The sequence below is a fragment of the Mucilaginibacter sp. 21P genome, assembly GCF_019331605.1.
Taxonomy (GTDB): domain Bacteria; phylum Bacteroidota; class Bacteroidia; order Sphingobacteriales; family Sphingobacteriaceae; genus Mucilaginibacter; species Mucilaginibacter achroorhodeus.
The window spans coordinates 2,160,158-2,186,581 of record NZ_CP063061.1; the positions used below are offsets into that span (position 1 = coordinate 2,160,158).

Annotated in this window: 27 protein-coding genes; 11 read left to right on the forward strand and 16 right to left on the reverse strand. The window is 42.0% G+C overall.

Annotated elements, in window-relative coordinates:
- Positions 1-24: 24 nt before the first annotated feature.
- The 7 genes from INP83_RS09870 to sppA all read right to left on the reverse strand — a co-directional run bounded on the left by INP83_RS09870 (position 25) and on the right by sppA (position 7,174).
- A complete protein-coding gene (locus INP83_RS09870) occupies positions 25-990 on the reverse strand; it encodes a glycosyltransferase family 9 protein (protein ID WP_219127286.1) in 966 nt (321 codons plus the stop codon).
- Positions 990-1,493, reverse strand: a complete 504-nt coding sequence (rfaE2, locus tag INP83_RS09875; protein WP_219127287.1) for a D-glycero-beta-D-manno-heptose 1-phosphate adenylyltransferase — start codon at positions 1,491-1,493, stop codon at positions 990-992. The genes INP83_RS09870 and rfaE2 overlap by 1 nt, the downstream gene beginning before the upstream one ends.
- Positions 1,494-1,511: 18 nt before the next feature.
- A complete protein-coding gene (gene gmhA / locus INP83_RS09880; RefSeq protein ID WP_146268483.1) occupies positions 1,512-2,066 on the reverse strand; it encodes a D-sedoheptulose 7-phosphate isomerase in 555 nt (184 codons plus the stop codon).
- A 55-nt stretch (positions 2,067-2,121) separates the two neighbouring features.
- Positions 2,122-3,102 carry a D-glycero-beta-D-manno-heptose-7-phosphate kinase gene (gene rfaE1, locus INP83_RS09885; RefSeq protein ID WP_219127289.1) on the reverse strand — a complete coding sequence of 327 codons (981 nt, stop codon included), beginning with the start codon at positions 3,100-3,102 and terminating at the stop codon, positions 2,122-2,124.
- 15 nt (positions 3,103-3,117) lie between these two features.
- Positions 3,118-4,803 carry a DNA polymerase/3'-5' exonuclease PolX gene (locus INP83_RS09890; protein ID WP_219127290.1) on the reverse strand — a complete coding sequence of 562 codons (1,686 nt, stop codon included), beginning with the start codon at positions 4,801-4,803 and terminating at the stop codon, positions 3,118-3,120.
- 71 nt (positions 4,804-4,874) lie between these two features.
- On the reverse strand, positions 4,875-5,336 hold the full coding sequence (locus INP83_RS09895; RefSeq protein WP_219127291.1) for a hypothetical protein: 462 nt from the start codon (positions 5,334-5,336) through the stop codon (positions 4,875-4,877).
- 59 nt (positions 5,337-5,395) lie between these two features.
- The gene (gene sppA / locus INP83_RS09900) at positions 5,396-7,174 is read right to left on the reverse strand and encodes a signal peptide peptidase SppA (protein ID WP_219127292.1); all 1,779 of its coding nucleotides are present in this window, start codon (positions 7,172-7,174) and stop codon (positions 5,396-5,398) included.
- Between the two features lie 82 nt (positions 7,175-7,256).
- On the opposite strand from sppA, the gene folK reads away from it, so the two are divergent.
- Positions 7,257-7,736, forward strand: a complete 480-nt coding sequence (folK, locus tag INP83_RS09905; protein ID WP_219127293.1) for a 2-amino-4-hydroxy-6-hydroxymethyldihydropteridine diphosphokinase — start codon at positions 7,257-7,259, stop codon at positions 7,734-7,736.
- A gap of 23 nt (positions 7,737-7,759) precedes the next feature.
- Positions 7,760-8,137, forward strand: coding sequence for an Hpt domain-containing protein (locus tag INP83_RS09910; protein ID WP_219127295.1), 378 nt, complete (start codon positions 7,760-7,762; stop codon positions 8,135-8,137).
- 157 nt (positions 8,138-8,294) lie between these two features.
- On the opposite strand, the gene purS is transcribed toward INP83_RS09910, so the two are convergent.
- From purS to rho, 3 genes are all read right to left on the reverse strand, one after another.
- Positions 8,295-8,549 (reverse strand): phosphoribosylformylglycinamidine synthase subunit PurS, encoded by a 255-nt coding sequence (gene purS / locus INP83_RS09915; RefSeq protein WP_146268477.1) that lies wholly within the window; start codon positions 8,547-8,549, stop codon positions 8,295-8,297.
- Between the two features lie 35 nt (positions 8,550-8,584).
- Positions 8,585-9,319, reverse strand: coding sequence for a CDP-diacylglycerol--serine O-phosphatidyltransferase (gene pssA / locus INP83_RS09920; RefSeq protein WP_146268476.1), 735 nt, complete (start codon positions 9,317-9,319; stop codon positions 8,585-8,587).
- Positions 9,320-9,409: 90 nt separating this feature from the next.
- Positions 9,410-11,038 (reverse strand): transcription termination factor Rho, encoded by a 1,629-nt coding sequence (gene rho / locus INP83_RS09925; protein ID WP_219127296.1) that lies wholly within the window; start codon positions 11,036-11,038, stop codon positions 9,410-9,412.
- 255 nt (positions 11,039-11,293) lie between these two features.
- On the opposite strand from rho, the gene pyrF reads away from it, so the two are divergent.
- Positions 11,294-12,124, forward strand: coding sequence for an orotidine-5'-phosphate decarboxylase (pyrF, locus tag INP83_RS09930; RefSeq protein ID WP_219127623.1), 831 nt, complete (start codon positions 11,294-11,296; stop codon positions 12,122-12,124).
- Between the two features lie 78 nt (positions 12,125-12,202).
- Here pyrF and INP83_RS09935 read toward each other — a convergent pair whose 3' ends face one another.
- Positions 12,203-12,739 (reverse strand): pyridoxamine 5'-phosphate oxidase family protein, encoded by a 537-nt coding sequence (locus tag INP83_RS09935; protein ID WP_219127298.1) that lies wholly within the window; start codon positions 12,737-12,739, stop codon positions 12,203-12,205.
- A 219-nt stretch (positions 12,740-12,958) separates the two neighbouring features.
- Between INP83_RS09935 and INP83_RS09940 the strand changes: the two genes are divergently transcribed.
- Positions 12,959-13,201 (forward strand): hypothetical protein, encoded by a 243-nt coding sequence (locus tag INP83_RS09940; protein ID WP_219127299.1) that lies wholly within the window; start codon positions 12,959-12,961, stop codon positions 13,199-13,201.
- 8 nt (positions 13,202-13,209) lie between these two features.
- Positions 13,210-13,521 carry a dihydrofolate reductase family protein gene (locus tag INP83_RS09945; protein ID WP_219127301.1) on the forward strand — a complete coding sequence of 104 codons (312 nt, stop codon included), beginning with the start codon at positions 13,210-13,212 and terminating at the stop codon, positions 13,519-13,521.
- A 41-nt stretch (positions 13,522-13,562) separates the two neighbouring features.
- Here the strand turns inward: INP83_RS09945 and INP83_RS09950 are convergent, their stop codons facing one another.
- From INP83_RS09950 to INP83_RS09960, 3 genes are all read right to left on the reverse strand, one after another.
- Complete coding sequence (locus INP83_RS09950; protein ID WP_219127303.1) at positions 13,563-14,927, reverse strand: exonuclease domain-containing protein; 1,365 nt, start codon at positions 14,925-14,927, stop codon at positions 13,563-13,565.
- 194 nt (positions 14,928-15,121) lie between these two features.
- On the reverse strand, positions 15,122-16,939 hold the full coding sequence (yidC, locus tag INP83_RS09955) for a membrane protein insertase YidC (protein WP_219127304.1): 1,818 nt from the start codon (positions 16,937-16,939) through the stop codon (positions 15,122-15,124).
- A gap of 23 nt (positions 16,940-16,962) precedes the next feature.
- The gene (locus tag INP83_RS09960) at positions 16,963-18,573 is read right to left on the reverse strand and encodes a CTP synthase (RefSeq protein ID WP_219127305.1); all 1,611 of its coding nucleotides are present in this window, start codon (positions 18,571-18,573) and stop codon (positions 16,963-16,965) included.
- A 343-nt stretch (positions 18,574-18,916) separates the two neighbouring features.
- Between INP83_RS09960 and INP83_RS09965 the strand changes: the two genes are divergently transcribed.
- Positions 18,917-19,810: a hypothetical protein gene (locus INP83_RS09965; RefSeq protein WP_219127306.1), complete on the forward strand. Its 894-nt coding sequence runs from the start codon at positions 18,917-18,919 to the stop codon at positions 19,808-19,810.
- Here INP83_RS09965 and INP83_RS09970 read toward each other — a convergent pair.
- Both INP83_RS09970 and trpS read right to left on the reverse strand, forming a co-directional pair.
- Positions 19,807-20,421 carry a deoxynucleoside kinase gene (locus INP83_RS09970; protein WP_219127307.1) on the reverse strand — a complete coding sequence of 205 codons (615 nt, stop codon included), beginning with the start codon at positions 20,419-20,421 and terminating at the stop codon, positions 19,807-19,809. The two genes, INP83_RS09965 and INP83_RS09970, sit on opposite strands and share 4 nt — an antisense overlap.
- Before the next feature lie 111 nt (positions 20,422-20,532).
- Complete coding sequence (trpS, locus tag INP83_RS09975) at positions 20,533-21,528, reverse strand: tryptophan--tRNA ligase (RefSeq protein WP_219127308.1); 996 nt, start codon at positions 21,526-21,528, stop codon at positions 20,533-20,535.
- A gap of 318 nt (positions 21,529-21,846) precedes the next feature.
- On the opposite strand from trpS, the gene INP83_RS09980 reads away from it, so the two are divergent.
- From INP83_RS09980 to INP83_RS10000, 5 genes are all read left to right on the forward strand, one after another.
- A complete protein-coding gene (locus INP83_RS09980) occupies positions 21,847-22,572 on the forward strand; it encodes a 1-acyl-sn-glycerol-3-phosphate acyltransferase (protein ID WP_219127309.1) in 726 nt (241 codons plus the stop codon).
- 2 nt (positions 22,573-22,574) lie between these two features.
- Positions 22,575-22,865, forward strand: coding sequence for an Asp-tRNA(Asn)/Glu-tRNA(Gln) amidotransferase subunit GatC (gene gatC, locus INP83_RS09985; protein ID WP_146268465.1), 291 nt, complete (start codon positions 22,575-22,577; stop codon positions 22,863-22,865).
- Between the two features lie 115 nt (positions 22,866-22,980).
- Positions 22,981-23,748, forward strand: coding sequence for an ABC transporter ATP-binding protein (locus INP83_RS09990; RefSeq protein WP_146268464.1), 768 nt, complete (start codon positions 22,981-22,983; stop codon positions 23,746-23,748).
- The gene (locus INP83_RS09995) at positions 23,749-24,453 is read left to right on the forward strand and encodes an AraC family transcriptional regulator (RefSeq protein WP_219127311.1); all 705 of its coding nucleotides are present in this window, start codon (positions 23,749-23,751) and stop codon (positions 24,451-24,453) included.
- Between the two features lie 324 nt (positions 24,454-24,777).
- A complete protein-coding gene (locus INP83_RS10000; protein WP_219127312.1) occupies positions 24,778-26,424 on the forward strand; it encodes a serine hydrolase in 1,647 nt (548 codons plus the stop codon).

The window sequence follows — 26,424 nt, forward strand, 5'->3', positions numbered from 1 at the left end:
TGTAAGAAAATATGAGAAAATCCCTTAGCTGTTCACAAATTCGGTGATAGCGTCCTCGGGGATATCCCACATGCATTTAAAATGACCTAATGGACATTTCTCCAGGCCGAATTTTGAACAGGGGCGACAATCCAGATCAATGCCGGCCAACAAAGACTTTTTTACCATGTAAGGCTGCACACCCAGCAGATCGGGCACGGTACCACCCCAAATAGAAACAATTGGCCGGTCAAAAGCTTCGGCAATATGGGTAAGCCCGGTATCAAAACCTATAACGGTTTTTGCTTTAGAAACCAGGAAAACAGATTCATCAAGCGAGGTTCTGCCGCAGGCGTTATTGACTTTTTCACCGATTGCAGAGGCAATTTCATCTCCGTTGATCTTTACATCATTGCCGCCGAGCAATAAAACGGGGCCCTCAATTTCTTTGCAAATGCTGATTATCTTTTTGTTAGGCATGCGCTTTGTAAAATGCGTGGCCCCAATTACAAAGGCCGTATATCCATTAAGGTAACTTGCAGGCAGCAGATCTGCTAACTGATACGCCTTATTGATGTAATAATCTATAGGCTCTCCGTCATTGGTAACGCCTAAAAATTTTACTGTTTTAAGGTATCTATCAACCAGGTGCACGGGGGATACCAGATTTTTATGAAGCTTTAGGCTAAGCCATTTAAGTATGGTTTGCTTATTATAAGTAGATGAGTGTATACGTGTACGTAGTTTAATAATAGCCGTACGCAGGTTGTTGTGCAGATCGATGATGTGATCGTAGCCTTCTGCGTTGATATCAGCAATCGTTTCTGATAGGCTGGGTTTAAGCAGTAGCAGCTTATCCAGGTATGGATTATTATCGTAAATATATTTGAATGCCGGTTTGGTTATAAAATGTACTTCGGCGTTGGGTAATTGTTTTTTTAAGCATCGCACCACCGGTGTGGTGTAAATAATATCACCCATTGAACTGAAGCGAATAACCAAGACCTTCATCAGGAAATTTGCGCTTTTATCCTGTTAATAATAGATGTTGATGAGTAGCCATCAACCAGTGTAATTGTTTTTACTTCACCGCCGTTTGCCAGCACTTCTTTTGAACCGGCTATCTGGTCTACTGTGTAATCAGCACCTTTTACCAATACATCAGGCAATAACTGCGCAATCAGATCACGAGGTGTGTCGTCCTCAAACATCACAACTGCATCCACAAAAAATAGGGAAGCCAATAAGGCCGCCCGGTTGTTTTGGTCATTTATTGGCCTGCTTTCACCCTTGAGTCGTTTAACAGATGCATCGGTATTAAGGCCGATTATAAGTTTATCGCCAAGGTCGGCGGCCTTTGCCAGGTAGGTGACATGGCCCAGGTGCAGCAGGTCAAAGACGCCATTAGTGAATACAACCTTTTTGCCGGCAACCTTCCATGCAGTGATAGTTTCCTGCATTTGAGGTAGGGTTTGTATCTTATTCAAAAGTGTATTTTCCAGCTCTTGACGCATTTTGTAAAGCTACGCAATTTAAAAAAGGTCGTCTACAGCTTTGCACAAAATGTGGCCAATGAGGATGTGCATTTCCTGTATGCGTGCGGTAACATTTGCAGGCACTACAATATTAAGGTCACAAATGCTATTCATTTTTCCACCATCCCTGCCGCTCAATCCCAGTGTTTTACACCCAGCGTTTGTTGCGGCACTAAAAGCATTTAAAATGCCCTGACTGTTGCCGCTTGTTGAAATGCCTATAAATAGATCATCCGGTCGCGCCAATGCCTCAACCTGGCGGGAGAAAACGTGATCGTAACCGTAATCGTTAGCTATAGCGGTAAGGGCAGATGTATCTACCGTTAAAGCGATTCCCGGCAAAGCACGGCGTTCTTTTACAAAACGGCCGCTTAGTTCTGCCGCAATATGCTGGGCATCGGCAGCACTGCCACCATTACCCGCAATTAAAACTTTGTTACCAGCTTTTATACAATCAGCGATCATTTTGCAGGCAAACTCAATGTCGCCGGTAAGAGTTTCTATTACCTTTTGTAGGGTTTGCTGGTGTTCGTATAGTTCCTCTATAACCATTTCTTTAAATCATTGTAATTAAGTAAGTCATTTATTACCGGCTACTTGTCACTTTTTACCTGTTTTCAATATCCTGTAGTATTTCATCCACCGTAGTCACAGCACTACCTGTTTGCCTTATCACGATGGCCGCAGCATGGTTAGCCAATTCACAGGCCTCTTCAACAGAAAGCCCCTGAGCTATAAAGTAAGCCATAGTTGCAATTACCGTATCACCCGCGCCCGTTACATCAAATACCGATGTTGCCTTAACGGGTGACAGCTTGTAAGCCAGTTCGCTGATAATGGCCATTCCCTGCTCTGACAAGGTTACTACGATGTATTCGGCCTCCGTTTGCTGTAATATTACGCGGGCAGCTTGTTGTAATTCTTCTAAATTAGTTATACTTTCAACTTTTGCAGCTTCGGCAAGTTCTTTACGATTGGGCTTAATAATGTAAGCACTTTTATACTTTGCGTAGTTAAGACCTTTCGGGTCTACGATCACTTTTTTGCCGGCTGCATTTGCAGCTTCAATCAACTCCTGTGTAAGCTCCGGAGAGAATAAACCTTTGTTGTAATCAGATAGAATGATTATATCTGCCGCGTCGATAGCTGTTTTTATATTGGCAACAAACTGGTGCTGTAGTTCTGGTAAAAGCGGGATGGTGGTTTCCCTATCTACACGTACTAATTGGTGACTGCCTGCCATAACGCGGGTTTTTACCGTTGTAGGCCTGTTTTTATCGCTAAAGATGGCACTTGCATTAACGCCTTCGCGCTCAAGTATTTCGGTAAGCTTGCCTGCATCGGCATCATTACCAGTTACGCCACCTAAAGTGATAGCAGCCCCTAACGAGAGCAGGTTTTGCGCAACGTTGGCAGCACCGCCGGGAGTAATAAACTCTTTCGTAACGTTAACAACAGGCACCGGTGCCTCAGGCGAGAGCCTGTTGGCATCACCTATAATATAGTGATCGATCATCAAGTCGCCAACAACCAAAATATTTGGTTTGGTTCCAGATTGCTGTAAGCTGCGTACTTTTTGTGATAACATACCTTGTGGCAATACTTAAGCGCTTACAGCGCTTTTTTTCTTAGCAAACACTTCTTTAATTTCTGTTAATGATAAAGCGTTAAGGCAATTCTGTTTTGCCACACCGCCTTTACGTGCCACAATGGTGCCGTATTTCATATCATTAAAACCACTGTTGCGGTGCGCATCCGGATTAATTGATAGCATTACGCCTTTTTCAATAGCGTATTGATGCCAGCGCCAATCAAGGTCTAAACGCAATGGGTTGGCATTTATTTCTATAACAATATTATTGGCGGCACAAGCTTCAATTACTTTTTTATGGTCAATATCATATCCTTTCCTGCTTAGCAGTAGTCTGCCGGTAGGGTGGCCCAGTATTGTGGTGAAAGGGTTTTCGATGGCTTTTATCAAACGCGCAGTCGCCTTATCCTCGGTCATTTTTAAGTTGGCGTGGATAGATGCCACTATAAAATCAAACCGGGCTAAGATCTCGTCGGGGTAATCCAGCGAGCCATCGTTCAATATGTCTGATTCAATCCCCTTGAAGATATGGAAGCCATCGATTTTTTTATTTAAATGATCAATCTCTTCATGTTGTTGCAACACCCGCTCAATGCTTAAACCTTTTGCATAGAAGGCACTTTTGCTGTGGTCTGATATACCCAAATATTCAAGTTTGAGTTCGTCACGGCAGTAAAAGGCCATTTCTTCAAGTGTATTTACCCCATCGCTCCAGGTACTGTGGTTGTGTAATGATCCCTTGAGATCATTTAAGGTTATCAACGTAGGCAACTGGTTATGAATAGCTGCCTCTATAAAGTTTTTCCCATCGCGCAGCTCAGGCGGCATCCATTGCAGATTTGCCTTTTCGTAAATAATTTCTTCGCTATCCGGGAAATCAAGCGAAGGGCTTATCCTGTTCAAAACTGCTTCCACGTGCCCATCGTTGCCTGTATTGATAAAGAGTTCTTTATAATACTCCGACCTTTGTACGCAGATGATATCGACTAACAAGCCGTTCTTTAACTCACCTGATACATGATGCCCATTTATGGTTACATTACTTAGCAGCGCCGAATTGGCCAAAGCATTAAACGCAATTTGCTGATCAATACTGCCGATGATAATAACCAATTCGCTGATGACCTCATTTAAACGGCGAAACTCTCCGGCAAAATGTTTTAAAGCATCGGGGAAGATGCCTCTTATTTCATCCATCAACTCCTGAGCCTCTTTTTCTACCTGCGCAAAAAGGAATTTACCGTTACCGGCCATGCGGAATTCGATCACTTTTTTGATCTCTTCCTGCGTCTTAAGGCCGAAACCTTTAGCCTCTATCAGTCGGTTCTCGTTACAAGCATAATAAAGTTCACCAATATTTTCAATGCCCAGCTCCTTCCAGATAATAGCGATCTTCTTTGGGCCGATACCTTTAATACCCATCATTTCCACAATGCCTTTCGGCGTTTGGGCAATCATGTCTTCCAGCTCGGCAATTGTGCCGGTTTGCAGTAGCTCGATGATCTTGGCAGCAGTACTTTTACCGATACCATCAATTTTTTCCAATTCTTCCTGCGTTTTGTCTGAAGCCTGGAAGGGTAATTTATCTATCTTAAATGCAGCGTTCGCTATTGATTTTGTTTTGAATGAGTTAACCTCATGCAACTCCATCAATTGCGATAAAAGGCGAAAAGTGCGGGCTATCTGTTTATTCTCCATAAATTAGACGAACGGTAAAAGTACGAAAGCTTCTCTTATCGGTCATTTTTATTATTATATTATAAAATGAGTTAAGTAGGGTATTGTTTTAACACTTTACGTTCAAGTTTAGGAGACGGCCACATCTCTATTCTATAAAAATCGTCACCTTCATCCCCATCTACCGAAGATAGGTTGGATGAATAAACCCGCACTCTATAAATTCCATTTTCAACAGGAATTTCGAGTTCGACAGTCGATGTTGGACAGTCGATTACTTTGATACCTCCTGAATCGATCCTGATATTGCCTTCTACAATATGATCATAGTCAGCAGCGATAAAACTCTTATTCTCCCGTTCTAAAATTTCCAATTCTCCTTTTATTGGGCCGTAACATTCAGTCCCTACACCTATTATTCCTTCCTCCATTGCTAATCTATCGCTAAAAGCATCATCGGTCCAAAATTTATCAGAACTGGTATCGCCAAGCGTATCTTTATCAGAAACGTAGAATTGACTGTATTGGGTATAAAAATCAAGCGGATGTACCATTCTATAAATTTAAAAAAGCCGCCTTTTTAAGGCGGCTTTCCATCAAAATATCAAGATAATTATTTTATCACTATATCATAAGGCATGCGCATTTGCGGGGTACGCATCATGCTGGTAACGCCTTTTATCTGCTCGTAGATGCGGTAATTTTCGCCAAGTTCGGCTTTTACAAAATGAGCTTTAACTTCGGCGCTTAAGCCGGCACCAAATTTATCCAGCGTGCTTTTCTGCTCCGGGTAGCTTACCAATTTATAATTTTTGAGGTTAGCTTTTTTCGCTGCCGATGCAATGGCATCGTTGATATTACCAAGGCGATCAACCAGTCCGATTTTTACTGCCTGCGCACCCGTCCATACGCGGCCTTGGCCGATGCTATTTACATAAGCCTGCGTTTTGCCGCGACCCGCTGCAACGGCTTTGGTAAAATCATCATACCCGTGGTTTACGTTGTTCTGTAAAATAGCGCGCTCCTCTGCTGTAAGCGGGCGACTGATATCACCAAGGTCAGCAAATTTACCGGTTTTTACACCGTCAAACGTAACGCCTAACTTATCATTAAATAGCTTTTGCATATTAGGCAGTACCGCGAAAATACCTATTGAACCGGTAATGGTATTAGGTTCCGCTATAATAGAATCTGCCGCGCATGAGATATAATAACCTCCGGATGCTGCCACATCGCCCATTGAAACAATTACGGGCTTTACTTTTTTTGTAAGCATTACCTCGCGCCATATCACATCTGAAGCTAATGAACTGCCACCCGGCGAGTTAACACGTAAAACCAGCGCTTTAACCTTGTTATCAGTGCGCACTTTTCTTATTGCTTTAGAGATGGTCTCAGATCCGATCGAATTGTCGTCACCGTCGCCGCCGTTGATCTCGCCTGATGCATAGACCACAGCGATGCGATTATTGGAGCTTACCTCTTTAGGATCGGTAGAATTTTCGTTCCCGCTTTTCAGGTATTCATCTAACCCGACACTGGCAATATCTTCTTTGTCTTTTTTACCCGTGCGCTGTTTTAATTCAGCCAATATCTCGTCCTTGTATTTTAAACCATCTATCAATTTATATTTCAGGGCATCTTCCGGCAATTGAATGCGACCGCTGTTGGCGTAATTAAACAAAGTGTCTTTGTTGATGTTGCGCGCCTTGCCGATATTGGTGAGGAAGTGATCGTACATTGAACCCAGGTAAGAGGTAACCTGCATGCGGTTAGCATCGCTCATTTTGGTTAACACCAACGGTTCTACCGCGCTTTTGTATGTACCCACCTTAATGATCTGCGCTTCGATACCTAATTTATCCAAAGCACCTTTAAGGAAGGTGATCTCAGAGCTAAAGCCCTTAAACTCCATAATGCCTTTAGGGTTCAAATACACCTTATCGGCAACAGATGCCAGGTAGTAGAAACCCTGTGTGTAGATCTCTGAGTAAGCGATAATAAATTTGCCCGATTTTTTGAAATCTATCAGTGCGTTACGTATCTCTTCGGTAGTTGCCTGGCCATTCATCATATAGCTTTCGTCCAGGAAGATACCTTTGATCTTATCGTCGGTTTTAGCTTTTTTAATGCTGGCTAAAATATCGTTAAGGCCTAACTCACGTTTTTTATCAAGGCCGAGGAAGGGTAAGTTACTAAGCGGATTATTGGGCGTGCGCTCATTAATGGCATAATCGAATTTAACGTGCAGAACCGAATTTGCATCTACTGTAGCAGCACTATCGCCACTGGCCGCCACCCCAATTATTCCCAACAAGATCACAAAGCCAACAACAAAAACAATGGTGATACCTACTATAGTAGCTAATACAAATTTGAAGAATTGTTTCATTAAGAGTGATAAATCATTTAACTATGCAAACTTAGCGATTGCATATCGATTAAGAGTTGCAAGCTTGATATTTGTTACAACAATGATTGATGTTTTTTTGCTCTTAGGCAGTAACCTCGGCAACCGTAAATTGTTTTTAGACAAGGCGATTGAACATATATCAGCAGAGATAGCGTCGGTAGAGAAGGCTTCGTCAATTTATGAGACACAATCATGGGGTAAAACAGATGAGCCGGATTATTTGAACCAGGTGATATTGATAAAAACGAATAAGCCGGCAAGAGTGATATTACAAAAAGTATTGAATATAGAACAAGAGCTTGGACGCGTGCGCGAAGCCAAATGGGGCTCAAGGGTGATAGATATCGATATCTTATTTTATGGTGACGCAGTTATTGATGAACCAGACTTGAAAGTGCCTCACCCGCAATTACATAACAGAAGATTTACTTTAGAGCCATTAAATGAGTTAGCGCCAAAACTGTTTCACCCTGTTTTACGTAAGAATATAAACCAGTTAAAAACCGAGCTTACCGATAGCTTAATTGTAAAAAAAATCTAAATTTGATCTTATAAATTTACATAATGTCTGATTTTCACCCTAACCAAGACCTTGACCTGTCTTTCCTGTACGAGATTGCAGATGGCAGTGACGAATTTATTGCTGACTCTATAGGGTTATTTCTTGAACAAACACCGCAACTGCTTAGTACCATCAGTAATGCTATTTATGCACAGGATTGGGCTACGGCAGCATCCGCATCACATAAACTGAAACCTAACCTGGGGTTTTTTGGTATGCCGATAAGCCAGGCAACCATTCAAGAGGTTGAGTTGGCCTGCAAAGCAGGAGGGGAAAATCCGACAGAAATAATTGAAAAATTTACGCAGGTTAAAAACACTGTAGAAGCCAACCTGATTGAGCTGCAAAAGATCAAAACTGAGAAAGAAGCAAATTTATAGGGATTAGAAAGACCGCAGTCGGTAAGTCCGAAAGACTGAAAATGAAAATATGAAGCAAAAGAAAAGCAAGCCATCGGCTTGCTTTTTACATTGTATTTGTGTTTTCTTGAAATAAAGCAACTTTCGGACTTGCCGACTAGTGACTTCAGACTTGATACTACTTCTCAGTAAGCGTAAAAGTATAGCTTTCCATGATCAGGTTAGCTAACAGGTTTTTGCAAGCCTCGTCAACTTTTGCATTCGCGGTGGCCTCGCTGTCGGCTTCAATTTCTAACGAAATGTGTTTACCGATACGCACGTTCTGTATCTCAGACAAGCCAAGGTTTTTCATGCTGCCGGTTACAGCTTTACCTTGTGGGTCAAGAATTTCTTTTTTGGGCATTACATCGATCTCGGCCAGAAATGTTTTCATGTTTTGAAGTTAACGAGATGATACTGAATAACCGATTACTTTTTTGAACCGCTTATTGCAGTATTGTCTGCAAATTTTAATTGAATTAACGATAAGGTGATATACATTACAATAACCACCGGAACCGCGGCAAATTTAAAAAATAGTATGAGTATTGCCGAAAACAGGAGCAATAAATAGCGGTAAAAGTTTTTATTAAAGTCGCGATCCTTAAACTTTAACGACATAAGGGGCAACTCGGCTACCAGCAGGGTACACATCACAACAATGAATACCGAAAGCACGTACGGGTTGTGCACATAATGCGCAATGTTGGTATACTGTGGCAAAATTAAAGGGATGGATGCGATAAGGATGGCGTTTGCCGGTGTAGGCAAACCAATAAAACTTTCGGCCTGGCGTGTATCGTTATTAAATTTAGCCAGCCTTAGTGCCGAGAATACCGGAATAAGAAATGCAATAAAGTTTAACCACTCACTTACATGGTCAATCTGTTTGGTTTGCAGCATCAACATGTACATAATAGCTGATGGCAGCACGCCGAAACTCACCATATCAGCAAGTGAATCAAGATCTTTACCGATGCCTGAAAAGGACTGAAGAACCCTGGAAGCGAAGCCATCAAAGAAGTCGAAAATGGCTGCCAGGAAAATGGCGTAAGCCGCAAATATCAGGTTATCCTGAAAGGTAAAAACAATACCAATACAACCACTGAACAGGTTTGCACACGTAATTGCATTCGGTAGATGTTTTTTTACCCGTAGCCGCATAATGTTATGAAGGTATCACAATTTTTACTAAAACGCAAAGGAGTTACAATTAACGTTGTGTTATTTATAACTCCTTTAAGCGTAAAAATATTATGAATTCATTGATATTAAGAACTCTTCGTTAGTTTTTGTACCACGTATTTGTGCCTGTAAAAACTCCATCGATTCCTGCGAGTTCATATCAGCCAGGTGGTTACGTAATATCCAAATGCGCTGCAATGTATCGCGGTCAAGCAACAGGTCGTCGCGGCGGGTACTTGACGCGGTAATATCAATTGCCGGGAATATACGTTTGTTAGATAATTTACGATCCAACTGAAGCTCCATGTTACCGGTACCTTTAAATTCTTCAAAGATAACCTCGTCCATTTTAGAGCCGGTTTCGGTAAGCGCAGTTGCTATAATGGTTAAAGAACCGCCATCTTCGATGTTACGGGCCGCGCCAAAGAAACGTTTTGGTTTATGCAATGCATTAGCATCAACACCACCCGATAATATTTTACCAGATGCAGGGGCAACAGTATTATAAGCACGTGCCAAACGGGTGATAGAGTCAAGCAAGATAACCACATCATGGCCACACTCAACCATACGTTTTGCTTTTTCTAACACGATATTAGCGATTTTAACGTGGCGCTCGGCAGGTTCATCAAATGTTGATGATACCACTTCTGCACGTACGCTGCGGGCCATATCGGTAACCTCCTCAGGGCGCTCGTCAATTAGCAGGATGATCAAATAAACCTCCGGGTGATTTTTTGCTATCGCGTTAGCCACATCTTTTAACAACATGGTTTTACCTGTTTTAGGCTGCGCAACTATCAAACCACGCTGACCTTTACCAATAGGTGAGAAAAGGTCCATTATACGGGTTGAATAGTTGTTAGGATCGGTAAACAGGCTCAGCTTTTCTGACGGGAACAGCGGCGTTAAGTGATCAAAAGGAACACGGTCGCGCACCTCTGCAGGGATACGGCCATTAATAGCCTCAACACGCACCAACGGAAAATATTTTTCACCTTCTTTTGGCGGGCGAATACTACCGCGAACGGTATCGCCGGTTTTTAAACCAAATAATTTGATCTGCGACTGTGATACATAAATATCATCAGGAGAGGTTAAATAGTTATAGTCTGACGAGCGTAGAAAACCATAACCATCAGGCATAATTTCAAGCACACCTTCGTTAACAATTACGTTATCGAAATCCATGTTAATGGCAGGTTCCTGTGCTTTTTGCTGTTGTTGATTATTTCTGCGGTCAAATTTCTGCGGGCGTGGGTTTTCATTAACAGGCGCTGCATCAGGCTGGCCCACTTGTGGCGTTTCCTCAGTGCTTTCAGCAGCGGGCTGGTCAGTAACTGGTGCTACTTCTGATTCAACTTCCGGCTGAGCTTCTTCCTCCTGCTGATCAAAAAGGTTAGTATCATCTAAACGTACTTCAACGCGTGGTTGCTCTTTGCCTTTTACGGTACGCGTACGTTTACGTGGTTTATCTTCAAACTCTGCGGCGGGGGCTGCAGTTGCAGTTTTTTCAGTGTAATTGTTGTTTGTTGTATCTTGTTGTTCCCGGGCTACAGCTATTAATTGTTGTTGCTCGTTTATAGCAGTTATTAACTGCGCTTTACGCAGGTCATCAGCTTCGGCAATACCTAAACTTTTAGCAATTTCGCGCAACTCAGAAACGAGTTTGTCGTTCAATTCAGTTGTCTCAGACATGTTATGAAATATAATTCAAAAGGATTTTTATGAAAGTTGTTTGGAAGTCCTGATATACAATGTTAATCCAGGCAAATTATTAGATAGATAATAAATAACGTGGAAGCTAAAATTGTTTCTTTGGTGCAAGAAATAATCCAGGAAAACAGTGCAATGTTAATGAAATAATGTTACAATGCAAATTTATTAAAAAAAATAAGGGTTGGCTATAATTAATGTAGTTTTGCCACAACAAAATTTAAGTACCCGCCAATGATATCCCGCGCGCAGCTTATTGACCAGATCAAACTTAAGAAATCGTTTTTATGTGTTGGCTTAGACACTAATATTGAGAAGATACCCGGTTTTTTAAAAGAATATCCAGATCCTGTTTTCGAGTTCAATAAGCGCATAATTGATGCTACTAAAGACCTTTGTATAGCTTATAAGCCCAACGCCGCTTTTTATGAAGCACGTGGTGTAAAAGGTTTGCTTAGCCTGATAGCTACAGAACAATACATTCCTAAAGACTGCCTAAGCATAATAGACGCCAAGCGTGGTGATATTGGCAATACATCTGATAACTATGCCCGGGCGTTTTTTGATAAAGAAGCTTCGGGGATGGATTTTGATGCCATTACGGTAACGCCCTATATGGGTAATGATAGTGTTACTCCGTATCTTAAATACGATGGTAAATGGGTGATCATATTGGCTTTAACTTCATCGGTAGGTAGCAAAGATTTCCAGTACCTCAATACAGGTGATGGCTACCTTTATGAAACTGTTATAAAAAAGGCTAACAGTTGGGCGGGCACCGATAGAATAATGTATGTAGTTGGCGCTACCAAAAGCACTGAGTTTACGGATATTCGCAAACATGCGCCTGATAATTTTCTTTTAGTACCAGGTGTTGGTGCACAGGGCGGAAGCCTGCAAGATGTTTGCCAATACGGCATGACCAAAGATTGCGGACTGATTGTAAACTCATCTCGAGGCATCATTTACGCCAGCAGCGGTAAGGACTTTGCTGAAGCCGCTCGCGCAGAAGCGTTCAAACTGCAGCAGCAAATGCAGCAGGAACTGGAGAAAGCGGGCGTTGTTTAGTGATCAGAGATTAGTCAAATAGAGATTAGGACGTTTCCCAATTTCTTTTCCTGATCTCTGATCACAGACATCTAATCTCTAAGCTTCAAGCTTCCCTTCGATAGAATCATCAAGGGTTTTGCCTAAAGCTGCGCCTACCAATTGTTTAACAAAGGCAATGGCGTTGCCGTGTTTATTATCCCAGTAATAACCTTGTGTTGGCGATACTTTTATAACAGTGATACGCGAGTCATCTTCGCCTTCGGTAAACCATGTTTTTAAAATGGGTTGCCACAATTCTTTAATCTTTTCTTTGTCTTTGCTTATCTCTGCAGTGCCATAAATATTCAGGAAATCAGAATGTGCTGAACCTTGAAAAAGCAATTGTACAAAAGGGTCTTTACTTATCTCTTCGTTTTTATGGCTATCGTCTGCGCTTAGAAACCATAGATCACCGTTGTCGTCAATTTTTTGAGGTGACATGGGGCGGGTAGAAAATGGCAAACCTGTTTTGATGTTGCTGCAGAAAAAGCAACTTGAAGCCGCTTCTGCTAATTCCTTCATTTTTTTCCAGGCTTCATTACCTTCCAGGTTTTCAAAATTATCTTCGGGTTGTTGTTGATTGATGCTATCCATCTTTATCGTTTTTAATAGTTAAATGATAATATATTAACTTTTAGGATAGTGATTTGTTTGTATTGAAAATTGATTAACATGACTCAAAAGGCAATTTTTAATGTTTACTTAACGCTTTTTTCGGTAGACGTGAATAGCCTCGTACTTAGTCGTTTTTGCACCCGATGATCCTGAAAGCCTTAGTCTACTTTTGGTACATAATTATTAACAATAACTAAAATGAGAAAATTGAAATTGCAGGTACACATGACCGTAGATGGTTTTGGAGCAAGAAAAAATGGACAAAATGATTGGGTTTTCTTTTCAGGGCCGGACGAAACAGGTTTTCAAACATTAATAAATCTTGCAAAAACATGCGATACCGTTTTGATTGGCCATAATATGGCACCTACCTTTTTAGGGCATTGGCAAAGCATGGCAGATAGTGAGCAGCCTACCCAGCAAAAACTTTTGGACAGGTAATATCTAACATGCGAAAAATTGTTTTTAGCAGAAACCAAAAGACGAGTGACGTGCCTAACGTAGAAATCGAAAACGGAGATTTGCGTAAAGCTATTGAAGCGCTGAAAAACGAAGAGGGTAAAGATATGGTAGTCTACGGCTGTGGTGAATTTGTGCTTGCCCTTATCAAGCAAAATCTGATTGATGAATACTATATTATTGTAAACCCGGTGGTTATCGGTGACGGTATAAGTGTTTTTAAAAAAGAAAAAGTATTGAAATTAGAAAGCTCAGACGCTTTTAAAAACGGAAAGGTTTTAAACAAGTATCTGCCGGTATAATCCTGTAAATTCAGACAATTCTTTAATTCGAATTCTAACTGCTATGCAAACACAAGTTTTCGTTGCGGAAAACGGTCGGCATAGCCGGTTACAATGTTGCGGATGTAATCGTTACCAGGATAGGGGGTAAGGTAATTTTTAAGCGATTGAAGATTATCTGCATTATAGTAGTGAGAGATGTAGCCCATTCCATAAAAACGGCCTTCTTCAATAAGTATACAGCTATGCTCATCGTCTGTTCGCCCCTCATCGCGTATGGCAAAAGTAGGCAAAGCTTTTTTCAACTCATGAAGGGCTGCATCAATACGTTTATTATAATTTTCAGGCGACTCATGGCCTTCACATGCACAGTTACCAATGTTATTACCGCTGCAGGGCTGGTCATTTTTTTGAATGAAGCATAGCTTAGGGCAAAGTCCGAAGGTTTCTATGAGGTTGTTTAGCAAATTATAGCCCTCCAGCAGCGAATTGCAAGCATAAACGGCAGGCATGTGCTTGCGGTGTTTATCAACAGCCATACGCAGGTATCCACGCTGATCTTCGTACATGTAAATGCCGAATGTATTTTCAAAGCGTTTAAGCGATCTGTTGTATTTCGGCCAAAGGCGTTTTATTTCAACAGCTTCCAGTACAAAAGCAATCAATTCTGTACCGCAGTTTTGGAAACTGATGCGGTGAATGTTCTTTAAAAATTCTTGCCTTTGCAGGTTGGGATTGTTCCCGGTAAAATGGCTGCATACCCGTTTGCGCAAGTTTTTGGCTTTGCCCACGTAGATCACCTTTCCTTTTTGATCATGGAAATAATAAACACCGGGGTTTTGAGGTAAAGCATCAATATCGGCCTTAGGTAAATTGGCGGGTAGTGTTTGCTCCTTGCTATTTTGTTTTAAGGCTTTGCTGATGTGGTTATCATTATCCTTACCAAGCAAGATAGAGAATAGTTGAGCAGTGGCTTCAGCATCTCCCATGGCCCGATGGCGGGCATTATTCTGAATGCCCAGGTGGCTGCAGAACTTACCTAAACTGTATGACATCAGCCCCGGCATAATTTTACGCCCCAGCCGCACGGTACAAAGCTTGTTCAGGTTTATCTCGTAGCCGGCAGCGTTAAGGTGATAACGCAGAAAAGAGTAATCGAAGTTGACGTTATGCGCTACAAAGATCTGTCCTTTAAGCAGGTGGAATATCTCCGCAGCAACATCTTCAAATAAGGGTGCGTGCTGCACCATATCGTTGGTTATACCGGTAAGAGCACTTATGTAAACCGGTATATCTCGTTGAGGGTTTACTAAAGTCTCAAACCGCCGAACCACTTTTTTACCATCGTGTATACAAATAGCTACTTCGGTAATACCGTTAGCACTGGCATGCCCACCCGTGGTCTCTATATCTACAATTGCATACATGGTAATAACAAATGTAAATATTATTGCTAAAATTATTAGTCTTAATTAGAAAAAAGTCCGAAAGTCGGTAAAGTCCGCAAGTTTGAGAAGGCAAGAAGCATGAGTAATCGATGTTAAAGATAAAAGCCCCGTAACATCAGTTACGAGGCTTTAAATACAATCTTTGGACTTTACTGACTTGCGGACTTTCCAACTTATTTCTTTTTAGTTTGCACCTGTTGTTGCTGGCGCATCATTTCTTCCATTTTGGCAGCGAAACCTGATTTTTTCTTTTTAGGATCTTCGGGTTTCTTTTTATTTTCCTGTATCTGTGCATGGATCTTCTTATCATCAACCATGAATTTGATCAGGTATTGTTGTAAGAAAGTGAACATGTTAGCCAGGAAGTAATAGTAATTCAAACCGGCAGGGTAGCTGTTCAGCGTAGCAAAGAAGATGAATGGAGTAATGTAACCAATGTATTTCATTTGGCCTGTAGCACCCGAGATCTGATTGTTGAAATAGGTATAGATCAACGTAGATATCGTCATCAGCAAACACATTGCGCTGATGTGATTACCTATAATGGGGATGTTAGTTGAAAATTTGATCACATCATCATAGGTAGACAGGTCATGCATCCACAAAAAGTTTTGTCCGCGCAACTCAAACAAGCTTGGGAAAAAACGGAAGAATGCAATTACGATAGGCATTTGTAGCAGCAACGGCAAACAACCACCTAAGGGATTAACGCCTGCTTTTTTGTAAAGCTTAAGGTATTCCTGTTGTAACAGGGTAGGGTTATCCTCTCCAACTTTAGCTTTTATCTCGTCCATCTCCGGCTTAATTACACGCATCTTAGCCATTGACAGGTATGATTTGTAAGTAAGCGGTGATAACACCAGTTTCAACAATATCGTAAGCGCCAGGATGATCAACCCATAATTCCAGTTAAACTGTTTCAGGAAGTTGAATACTGGTAATACTGCAAACTGATTGATGTATTTTAATGGTCCCCAGCCCAGGTTGATGATCTTTTGCAGATCGTAACCTTGTTCTTTAAGGGTATTGAACTGATTGGGGCCAAAGTAAAACTCTAAAGGCACAGCGCCGCTTGCATCGCGGGTTAGCTGTAAACCTGCCTTCATTTCCTTAACCAGTGCTGTATCTGCAACGTTGGTAACCACGCCAAAGTCAGATTTGGCAATGCCATCTTTAGCGATCAAAACGCTTGAGAAAAAGTGCTGCTTAAAGGCAACCCATTGCATTTTTTTATCGCCAATGCTTTTCTGGTCGTCTTTGGCTTCAGACAGATAATCCACATCGCCATCCATGTTACGATAGTATACCGTTGAGTATTGGCGCTCTTGTTTGATATCTTTTTCAAGTTTGTTTAAGCTGGCGTTCCAGTTTAGGCTATATACATTACTGTTGGCCAAAACCTGATCCATCCCCGTTGGGCGTATGGTTAAACCCAATTTAAAGCCCGTGCCTTTTAAGTTGTATATATAATCAATATACTGCGTAGGGCTGTAGCTTAAACGCATAGTAACTGTTGAAGAATCTTTACCAGCAACCGTTAAAGAGGTGTTGCTTGGCTTAAAGTAAAGATCATTGGTGTTATAGTTTTTACCTGATGCAGTTAACGCCAGGCCAAAGGTGTTTTTATCACCATCAAATAAAACCAATGGTTTTTTACCATAAGTAAGGTACTTTTTAAGTTCAGCAGAATAGATACGGCCGCCTTTTGTGCTTAATTTAATACGAACGTCTGCATTTTCTAAAGTAACAAATTGCTCGGTACCGTTAATTGCACCACCAAACGGGCCCTTCATTGCAGCAGAATCTACCGCTACAGTTTTTGCTAAGGTATCTGCCTTGGCAGGGGTTTTTATCAGGCCTTTTTTTATCGAGTCCTGGTGAACTGTTAGCTTTTCTTTTTTGATCTCTGCCTCGTTTGGTTTCATTAAAAAGACACCAACACCAAGGATGATCATGATCAGGAATAAACCTGTGAATGTATTCTTATCCATTTATCTGTTTCTCGTACTGTAACTTAGTTCTTGCGGGCGTAAGCCAGCGAAGCGGCGACAAAGTTAATAAAAAGTGGATGCGGATTAGCAACAGTTGATTTTAATTCCGGATGGAACTGTGCTCCCACAAAATAAGGGTGATTTTTTAGTTCAACAATTTCCACCAAACCATTTTCAGGGTTGATACCTGATGGCACTAAACCCGCAGCCTCATATTCTTTTAAATACTTGTTGTTAAATTCATAACGGTGGCGATGGCGCTCACTGATGCGCGTTTTGCCGTAAGCTGCTGCCGCCTTTGTGCCCTTTTTAATATCACACGGCGAGGCACCTAAACGCATAGTACCTCCTTTGTGCACAATAGTTTTTTGTTCCTCCATCATGTCAATTACCGGGTTAGGTGTTTCCGGGTTCATCTCGGTGCTGCTGGCGTCAGCATAGCCTAATACATGGCGGCCAAATTCAACAACGGCACATTGCATGCCCAGGCATATGCCAAAGAACGGAATGTTATTTTCGCGCACATAGCGTATAGCTTCGATCTTACCTTCAAAGCCTCGTTCGCCAAAGCCGGGTGCAACTAACACACCATGCAGGCCACGTAATTTTTCAATGGCGTTTTCTACTGTTAAACTTGCCGATGGAATATATTCTACCCGTACTTTACACTCATTTTTTGCACCGGCATGCACGAATGCTTCAATAATTGATTTGTATGCATCGGGCAATTCCACGTATTTACCTACCAAACCTATTCTAACATCAGCAGTAGGGTTTTTTAAGCGGCCCAGGAAATCCTTCCAGCTTTCCAGATCCGGCTCGTTCTTATGTGCCAGTTTAAGTTTTGATAATACGGTTTGATCGAGTTTTTCTTTCAACATCAGCAAAGGCACATCATAAATTGTTTGTGCATCCATTGATTCGATTACCGCATTGATGTTTACGTTACAAAAAAGTGCAATTTTTTTTCTGATGTCTGCATTTATGTGGTACTCGGTACGGCAAACAAGTATATCCGGCTGGATACCGTACTCCAGAAGCATTTTTACCGAGTGCTGGGTAGGCTTGGTTTTTAACTCACCTGCGGCAGCAAGGAAGGGGATAAGCGTTAGGTGGATAACCAGTGCATTATTGGGCCCTGCTTCCCATTTAAACTGCCTTACAGCCTCTACAAACGGCAGGGATTCAATGTCACCTACTGTACCCCCAATTTCGGTGATCACAATATCGTAGTCGCCGCTTTCGCCCAATATGCGGAAGTTGCGTTTTATCTCATCAGTGATGTGAGGCACAACCTGTACGGTTTTACCCAGAAAAGCACCTTCGCGTTCACGATTAATTACATTTTGATAGATACGGCCGGTGGTAATGTTATTAGCCTGAGAGGTAGGAACGTTTAAAAAACGCTCATAGTGACCAAGGTCAAGATCTGTTTCGGCACCATCCTCGGTAACGTAGCACTCGCCATGCTCATAGGGATTTAACGTACCCGGATCGATGTTAATATACGGATCGAATTTTTGGATGGTAACGCGATAACCGCGCGCCTGAAGTAACTTAGCTAATGAGGCCGAAATAATGCCTTTTCCTAACGATGAGGTAACTCCACCCGTAACAAAAATGTATTTAGTCATGATTTTTTTTGAAATCAAAGGCAGTTTTAAAGGGGGCTGCCAATTGTTTGTGTACGGGATACAAAAGTAAGAAATTTTGCGGGATTTGCCCGTTCATTTTGCAATTGTGGAAAAGCCTCGATAAACCGATAAGGATCCGCTTGATTAGCAATACAATAACAATTCATAAATTTGATCGGCAGATTAGCAACCAAAGGATATATGCATTAGTTTAGCGAAGCCATTCTTTCTTTTAATGCCGCTGCTTAAAATGATACCCCAAGTAAAATCTTGTAGAAAACTGCCTGCACTGGCAAATGCGCTTATTTGTCTGCTAATCATCATAGCTACTTCATCTTGTTCGGTGAAGAAAAAAGCAGGTGCCACGCTTGTGATGCAAGAAAATTACTGCGAACCGCCCAAATATTTCATAAGGTCGGCAATTCCGGATACGTTAAAGTCGGAAGAAATTTTGGCGGAAAATCACTCGTTAAAAAAGTTTTTTACCGACCAGGATATTTTGATCATCAACTCATTAGGGATTGCAGGAGACATGAAAAAACTGATGAGTTTGAAAAAAGATACTACTATAAATGGCAGATTGAGAAAATTGGAGATCGGGAACAAAACAGCTAAGGTATTGCTGCTTGCTATCTCTGATATTAATTCGGCTGCTGCGGAATTAGATTGTGAGGGTGAGCGTGTGGACCAGGTAGGCAGCTATGTAGATAATATCAACTCATCAAGAAATAACCGCTACACTGCTGCCTCAATTGTGTTAGGCGCTTTAACATCAATAAGTGGCGTTTTTATAAAAGCAGAAGGACTGAATAATGTTGTTACCGTAGCGGGAGGGGGGTTAACAGGTGCGCTCGGATTCTTAACACTTAACCCGGGCGGTAAAAAGGTGCAATTTAACCATCGGCGTAATTTGCTCAAAGACATTTGGCTGCAACAAAACACAGACAACCATTTTTCGGGTTGGATATGGTATATGTTGAGCGAAAAAAGCTTTAGCAATAAAGCTGAATCATCCCTGATGTTTAATCTAAAAAAAAGATGGATAAAATATCAGTTTGATAACGACGAGAAACAAGCCAACAGATCTGTGATTTTTACCGAGGGTGGGATTTACAAGGCGGATGACCTGCACGACCGGGCATCTATGATCAATCAATTGCAGGCAGTTATCCGTTCGATAAATCAAAATTTGAATAACCTGATGATCGAGATGGAAAAGGCGGAAACTACTCCTTAAAATAACCCGTTTATTTCCCTTTCAATCTGATTAATGATAGTTCCCATATCTTCAGGGTTGTTGGAGAAATCAAGGTTGTCTTTATCCAGCACCAGCAGTTTGCCCAACTTATAGTTCTTTATCCATTTATCGTACTTCTCGTTAAGTTTGGACAGGTAATCTATACGGATACCAATTTCATACTCGCGGCCGCGGCGTTGGATGTTATTCACCAGGGTTGGTACCGAAGCCTTGAGATAAACCAACAGATCTGGTGGTTTTATAAATTCGGTGATGTTGTCAAAAATGCTTTGATAGTTCTCGTAATCGCGGGTGGTCATCAGGCCCATATCGTGCAGGTTCTCTGCAAATATGTAGGCATCCTCATAAATGGTTCGGTCCTGGATAATGTTACGGCCGCTTTTCTGGATATCGATGATCTGGCGGTAACGGCTATTGAGGAAATAGATCTGCAGGTTGAAGCTCCAGCGTTTCATATCACTGTAGAAATCCTCCAAGTAAGGATTATTATCAACTGCTTCAAAAAGGGGATCCCAACCATAGTTTTTGGCGAGCATTTCTGTAAGCGTGGTTTTTCCCGCGCCGATGTTTCCTACGATAGCGATGTGCATATATTGTCTGAATCAGAATTTTCCGAATTTACAGAATTAAGAGAATTTATTTGGGTGTCTGAACATGAATTCTGAGAATTTTAAAATTCTGTAAATTCTGATTCCGACAGTTTAAAACTTCCTGAACCCGATGATCTCTCTTACTTCCCTGATGGTTTTAGATGCACTTTCGCGGGCTTTATCGGCACCAAGGTTGGCAACTTTGCGCAGGTAATCAGCATCGCCGGCAATATCGTTAATGCGGTCGCGAATAGGTGCAGTAGCAATGATCATATCTTCAGCCAGTTGCTTCTTTAGATCGCCGTAGCGGATAGCCATAGTATTGTATAGGTTGTCAAAGTGCGCGATGGTATCTGCCGATGAAACTACTTTCATCAGGTCGAACAGGTTTTGTATCTCCTGTGGTTTAGTTTGGTTCTCTTCTGTTGGGCCGCTATCGGTTTTGGCGCGCATCACTTTTTTGCGGATAGCCTCGGGGCTGTCACCTAAAAATATAGCATTACCTTCTCCTTCGCTTTTGCCCATTTTGCCGGCGCCGTCAAGTCCCGGGATTTTCACCAGGTTGGTACCGTATGAAAATGCATAGGGCTCAGGAAAATATTCGTGGTTATAAAGGCGATTAAAGCGGTTGCCGAATGTACGGGCCATCTCCAGATGCTGTTCCTGGTCCTTACCTACAGGTACCTTGGTAGCTTTGTGAATGATGATGTCTGCCGCCATTAAAACAGGGTAGGTAAGCAGGCCGGCGTTAACATTATCAGGATTGGCACGTACTTTATCTTTAAAAGATGTGGCGCGTTCCAGCTCGCCCATGTAGGCGTTCATATTTAAATATAAGTAAAGCTCCGTTACTTCCGGTACGTCGCTTTGCACGTATATGGTTGCCTTTTCAGGGTCAATACCTGCTGCAAGGTATTCTACTAAAACCTGTTTAACATTGGCGTGCAAATTGGCAGGCGTGGGGTGCGTGGTCAATGAATGCAGATCGGCTATAAAAAAATAACAATTATACTCGTTCTGCATTTTTACGAAGTTTTGGATTGCTCCGTAATAGTTTCCTAAATGCAAGTTTCCGGTTGATCTTATGCCGCTAACAACAGTTTCCATATAGGTGGCGAAAGTAAGGATTTTTTAGCCTAAGCCCAAACCGGTCTCCAAGGGAGAGAGGCTTTTAAGAAAAAAGTATAAGCGTGTGACAAGCTAAGTTTTGATCCGCTCGTAACGTAACTTACCCCGACATCACTACGCTCGTCGACCCTCGTTTCGCGTAGCGAAACGAGGGTAAGGAAATCTCTGTTCCTTTACCCTCTTTGCTGCTTGCAGCAGAGAGGGTGTCCAGCGTAGCGTAGACCGCGTGAGTCAACTATGACGCATGAAATAGTATAGTTACGTTATAAGCGGCTATTTTTTATATTTTTGGAACGGATGAAAATGATATTGAGAAAAGCGCACCTATACCTTTACCAGGGCAGTGTGGCGTTTTTTTACTTTGTGCTTTGGCCGTTTTTATACTATAACTCGCGCAAATATGAGCGTTACGGTAGCATGAATGCTTTTAGGCGCGTATGGGGGCGCTTAAGTTCAGGCACTGTGGGAATCCGTTATCGTTATCATTACGAGAAACCTATTGACTGGAGCCGCACTTACATTATCACACCTAACCATACATCAAACCTTGATATTACCGCTATGAGCCTGCTAGTGAAAAATAATTTTTGTTTCATGGGCAAGCAGGAACTGGTTGATGGTTTGGTTACTGGCCTTTTCTTCCGTACGGTTGATATTCCCGTGAATCGCGAAAGCAAAATAGCGTCTTTTAAAGCTTTTAAACAGGTGATGGAACGTTTGCAGCAAGGTATGTCGGCCGTTATATTCCCTGAGGGCACTATCCCTGATGAGTACCCACCGGTGCTTCATCAGTTCAAGAACGGCCCTTTCAGAATGGCTATTGAACTGAAGATCCCAATTATTCCCGTAACATCTGTAAACACATGGAAGGTGATGTGGGACGACGGGAAAAAAATGGGCAGTGAACCGGGCGTATGTGATATATTTGTACACGAGCCAATTGAAACGGCCCATTTAACTGTTGATGATGCTGACGATTTACGCGATAAAGTTTTCAGCATCATGACCAATAAATTAAATTAAGCATGAACATTGACGAGCAAACCGTTGATAAGATAGCCCACCTGGCAAGATTAGAACTGGCTGCCGACGAAAAACAGGCCATGATAACCGACATGAACAAAATATTAGGTTTTATGGATAAACTAAATGAGGTAGACACTACAGGTGTTGAGCCCCTTGTTTACATGACGGCAGAGGTAAACAACCTGCGCGATGATGTGGTAAAACAGGATATCACTACCGAAGAAGCGCTTAAGAATGCTCCACTGCATGATGATAGCCATTTCCTGGTAGCGAAGGTTATTTCTAAATAGATAAATAGTCGAAGGACAAAGGACAGGAAATTCTTCTCTCCTTTATCCTTGTTTCTTTTGTCAAAAAAAATGTAACATTTCCTGCCGACTTATTGTCAAAGCAGCAAAAAAACGGATGAAGCAGACACTTACCAAAGATGAACCGCTTATTACTATCAAGGATATCGGCCGTAAATACGTAATCGGGTCTGAGATTATACACGCTATAAAATCCGTTACGCTTACTATTCAAAAAGGCGAATTTGTGGCTTTAATGGGGCCGTCCGGTTCAGGAAAATCTACCTTAATGAATATTCTTGGCTGTTTAGATACACCTACCAAAGGGCAATATGTACTAAACGGTATCGACGTAAGCCACATGACCGATAACGATCTTGCAGAAGTGCGCAATTCGGAAATCGGGTTTGTGTTCCAAACATTCAACCTTTTGCCGCGCAACAGTGCCTTAGATAACGTGGCTTTACCTTTGGTATACGCCGGCATCAGTAAAGAAAAACGTAACGAGCGCGCAAAACAGGCTTTAGAGAACGTAGGCCTTGGTCATCGTGTAGATCATCGCCCTAACGAGCTTTCGGGCGGACAGCGCCAGCGTGTTGCAGTGGCCCGTGCTTTAATAAATAACCCATCCATCATCCTTGCAGATGAACCTACAGGTAACCTGGATACCAAAACTTCTATTGAGATCATGGGGCTTTTGGAAGATATCCACTCAAAAGGTAACACCATTATATTGGTAACACACGAAGAGGACATTGCTTTGCATGCCCACCGCATTGTACGCATGCGCGATGGCCTGGTGGAGAATGATTATCTTAACGATAACATTCAAACCGTTAGCAAACGCGAGCCTGAGGCTGAAAGCGGCATCAATTTGACTAAATAAGTGAAAACGCTAAAAACAGGTGAATTTTACGGGCAAACCAACCAAACCCTGCACCTGGATTTTGCAACCATAACCGATACCGAATATACCCACGATAGTGTTGACTGGCATTACCACGAGAATGCTTATTTTACTTTTATACTGCAAGGCAACGTAATTGAGGGTAACAAGAAAGAAGTCTATACCTGCACGCCCGGCAGCTTGCTTTTCCATAACTGGCAGGATCCGCACTATAACATTAAGCCCAAGGGATATACCCGCGGCTTCCAGATAGAGATCAATAACCACTGGTTATCTCAAGCCGATATAGACATACAGAACTTACAGGGGAGTTTTTCCATTGATAACCCGCAGGTGAAATTGCTTTTTTACCAGTTATTTAAAGAATCTAAGGCCAATGATGATGCATCGATACCCGCAACTGAGGCATTGCTGCTACAGGTTTTAGCCGGCATGGAAAGTAACGCCGCAACCGGAAGCCGGAACAGACCAGATTGGGTAAAGCAGGTAAAGGAAGCTATCGCCGATGATATTTCGCGTAAGTTTACCTTAAAAGAGATGGCTGTTGTAGCCAATGTGCATCCCGCGCACTTGTCTCGCGATTTTTCAAAATATTTTAACACTAACCTCGGCGAGTATATTCGAATGATGAGGATAGAGAAGGCCTTATCGCTGATGCATAGCAGGAAGCTCAGCTTAACCTAAATTGCCATGCAATGCGGCTTCGCCGACCAAAGCCATTTTTTGCGCTGCTTTAAAGTGCTAAATGCGGATAAGCCTAAGTTTTACAGGGCGGTGTTGGCGAGGGGTTGAACAAATAACACACCCCTTTCCCCTCTCGAGAGGGGAAAGTATGATGGTGAATAGATGCTTTCATCCCCCTCTTGAGCGGGGCGACCGGGATTGACAAAAAGCAGAAACATTCATGGGGTGTCTCAATCTCGTACTGTAAAGAATAATGCACAACGTTAATTCTGTTCTATTTTAGCAAATACTATCCGGCCATCTTTGGGGAAATAAAATTAATTGATGAAACTACTTAAAACGCTGCTTTTTCTTATTTCAATCCTTGTTTTAAGAAATGCCTCTGCGCAGGATATAGTAAAAGCCGACCCGATAGAATCGCCATTACATAAAACGAATGTAGGCCGCATCATATTCATGACTGATACCGTTCCCCTGGATAAAACCACTGATAAAGATTTCTTAAGTGAGGTTACATTAACTCCCAATGCTAACTTAAGCATGCGTGCTTTTATGCCCAACTCGCTTACTAATCTACAGCATCAAATGGCCCCACAGCAAACTGTCGACCAGCTAAATCAGGGCAATTACCAGTTCACATATTATGTAGATGGCAAACAGATCTACCAGGAAAATCTGCATAAAGGTGCTGGTTATGCGCGCAACAAAAATGGCCGCACAATACTCACTGTTAAATTATTAAGTACACTGCATGAAGATATGTGGTCGAGGCATATGTTTAGCCGATTTATGATGCGCGGGGGCGAGGATGCCTTAACAACCGGACATCACATGCTTAAAATAGAACTGCGTCCATATATAGTTGAGCCCGATATTAAAGTAGGTGACCTGATAGCGAAGGGTGAAATAAAAATTATTGTCCCGAGTATTGATGTAAAAAATAAAGCCATTCAGGCGATAAAACCGAACAGCGGCTGGCCGGTATCTGCCGAGCGCTACAATAATCAACTGATCATTGGCCTTAATGAGAAGATCTTGCAGAACAAGTTTAAGAACATTAATGGTATTGTAGTGATCAAGAATGGCAAACTGTTGATAGAAGAATACTTTAACGGCGATGGGCGTGATACACTGCATGACCCGCGTTCGGTAGGGAAAACCTTTGCATCAGCTATTACGGGCATAGCTATCAGTGAGGGTCACATCAAATCTGAACAGCAAACGCTAAAAGATTTTTATGATCTTAATACTTATCAAAACTACTCGCCCCGCAAGGATAGCGTCACTATTAAAAGTTTGCTCACCATGAGCTCCATCTTTGATGCCAATGATAATGACGATAACTCGCCTGGCAATGAGAACAACATGTACCCAACAGATAACTGGGTAAAATTTGCGCTGGATTTGAAGGTAGATAGCCTAAAAACGATATATAAACAATGGAACTATTTCACTACTGGGATAGTAGTTTTAGGGGATATTTTGAACAAAAAAGTGCCGGGCGGACTTGAACGTTATGCCGATACGAAATTATTTGAACCACTTGGCATACGCGAGTACAAATGGCAATACACACCGCAAAATGTGCCAAGTACCGCTGGTGGTATACGGTTACGAGCATTGGACTTCGCAAAATTTGGACAATTATATAAAAACAAAGGCCAATGGCAGGGCAAACAGATCATCCCGAAAGCATGGGTTCAAAAATCATTCACCAAACAAATAGCTTTGCCTGCCGATGTGGTTGGCCCTGGTTATTACGGTTATTTGTTTTGGAATAAAATCTATCAGGTCAATGGAAAAACGTACGAAACGTGGTATTGTACTGGCAACGGCGGCAACAAGATATTTGTGTTTAAAGATCAGCCTCTTGTAATTGTTATCACAGCAAGCGCCTACAATGAAAGTTATGCCCACATCCAGGTAGATAAAATGATGGAGGACTATATCATACCGGCCGTAACGCCCTAA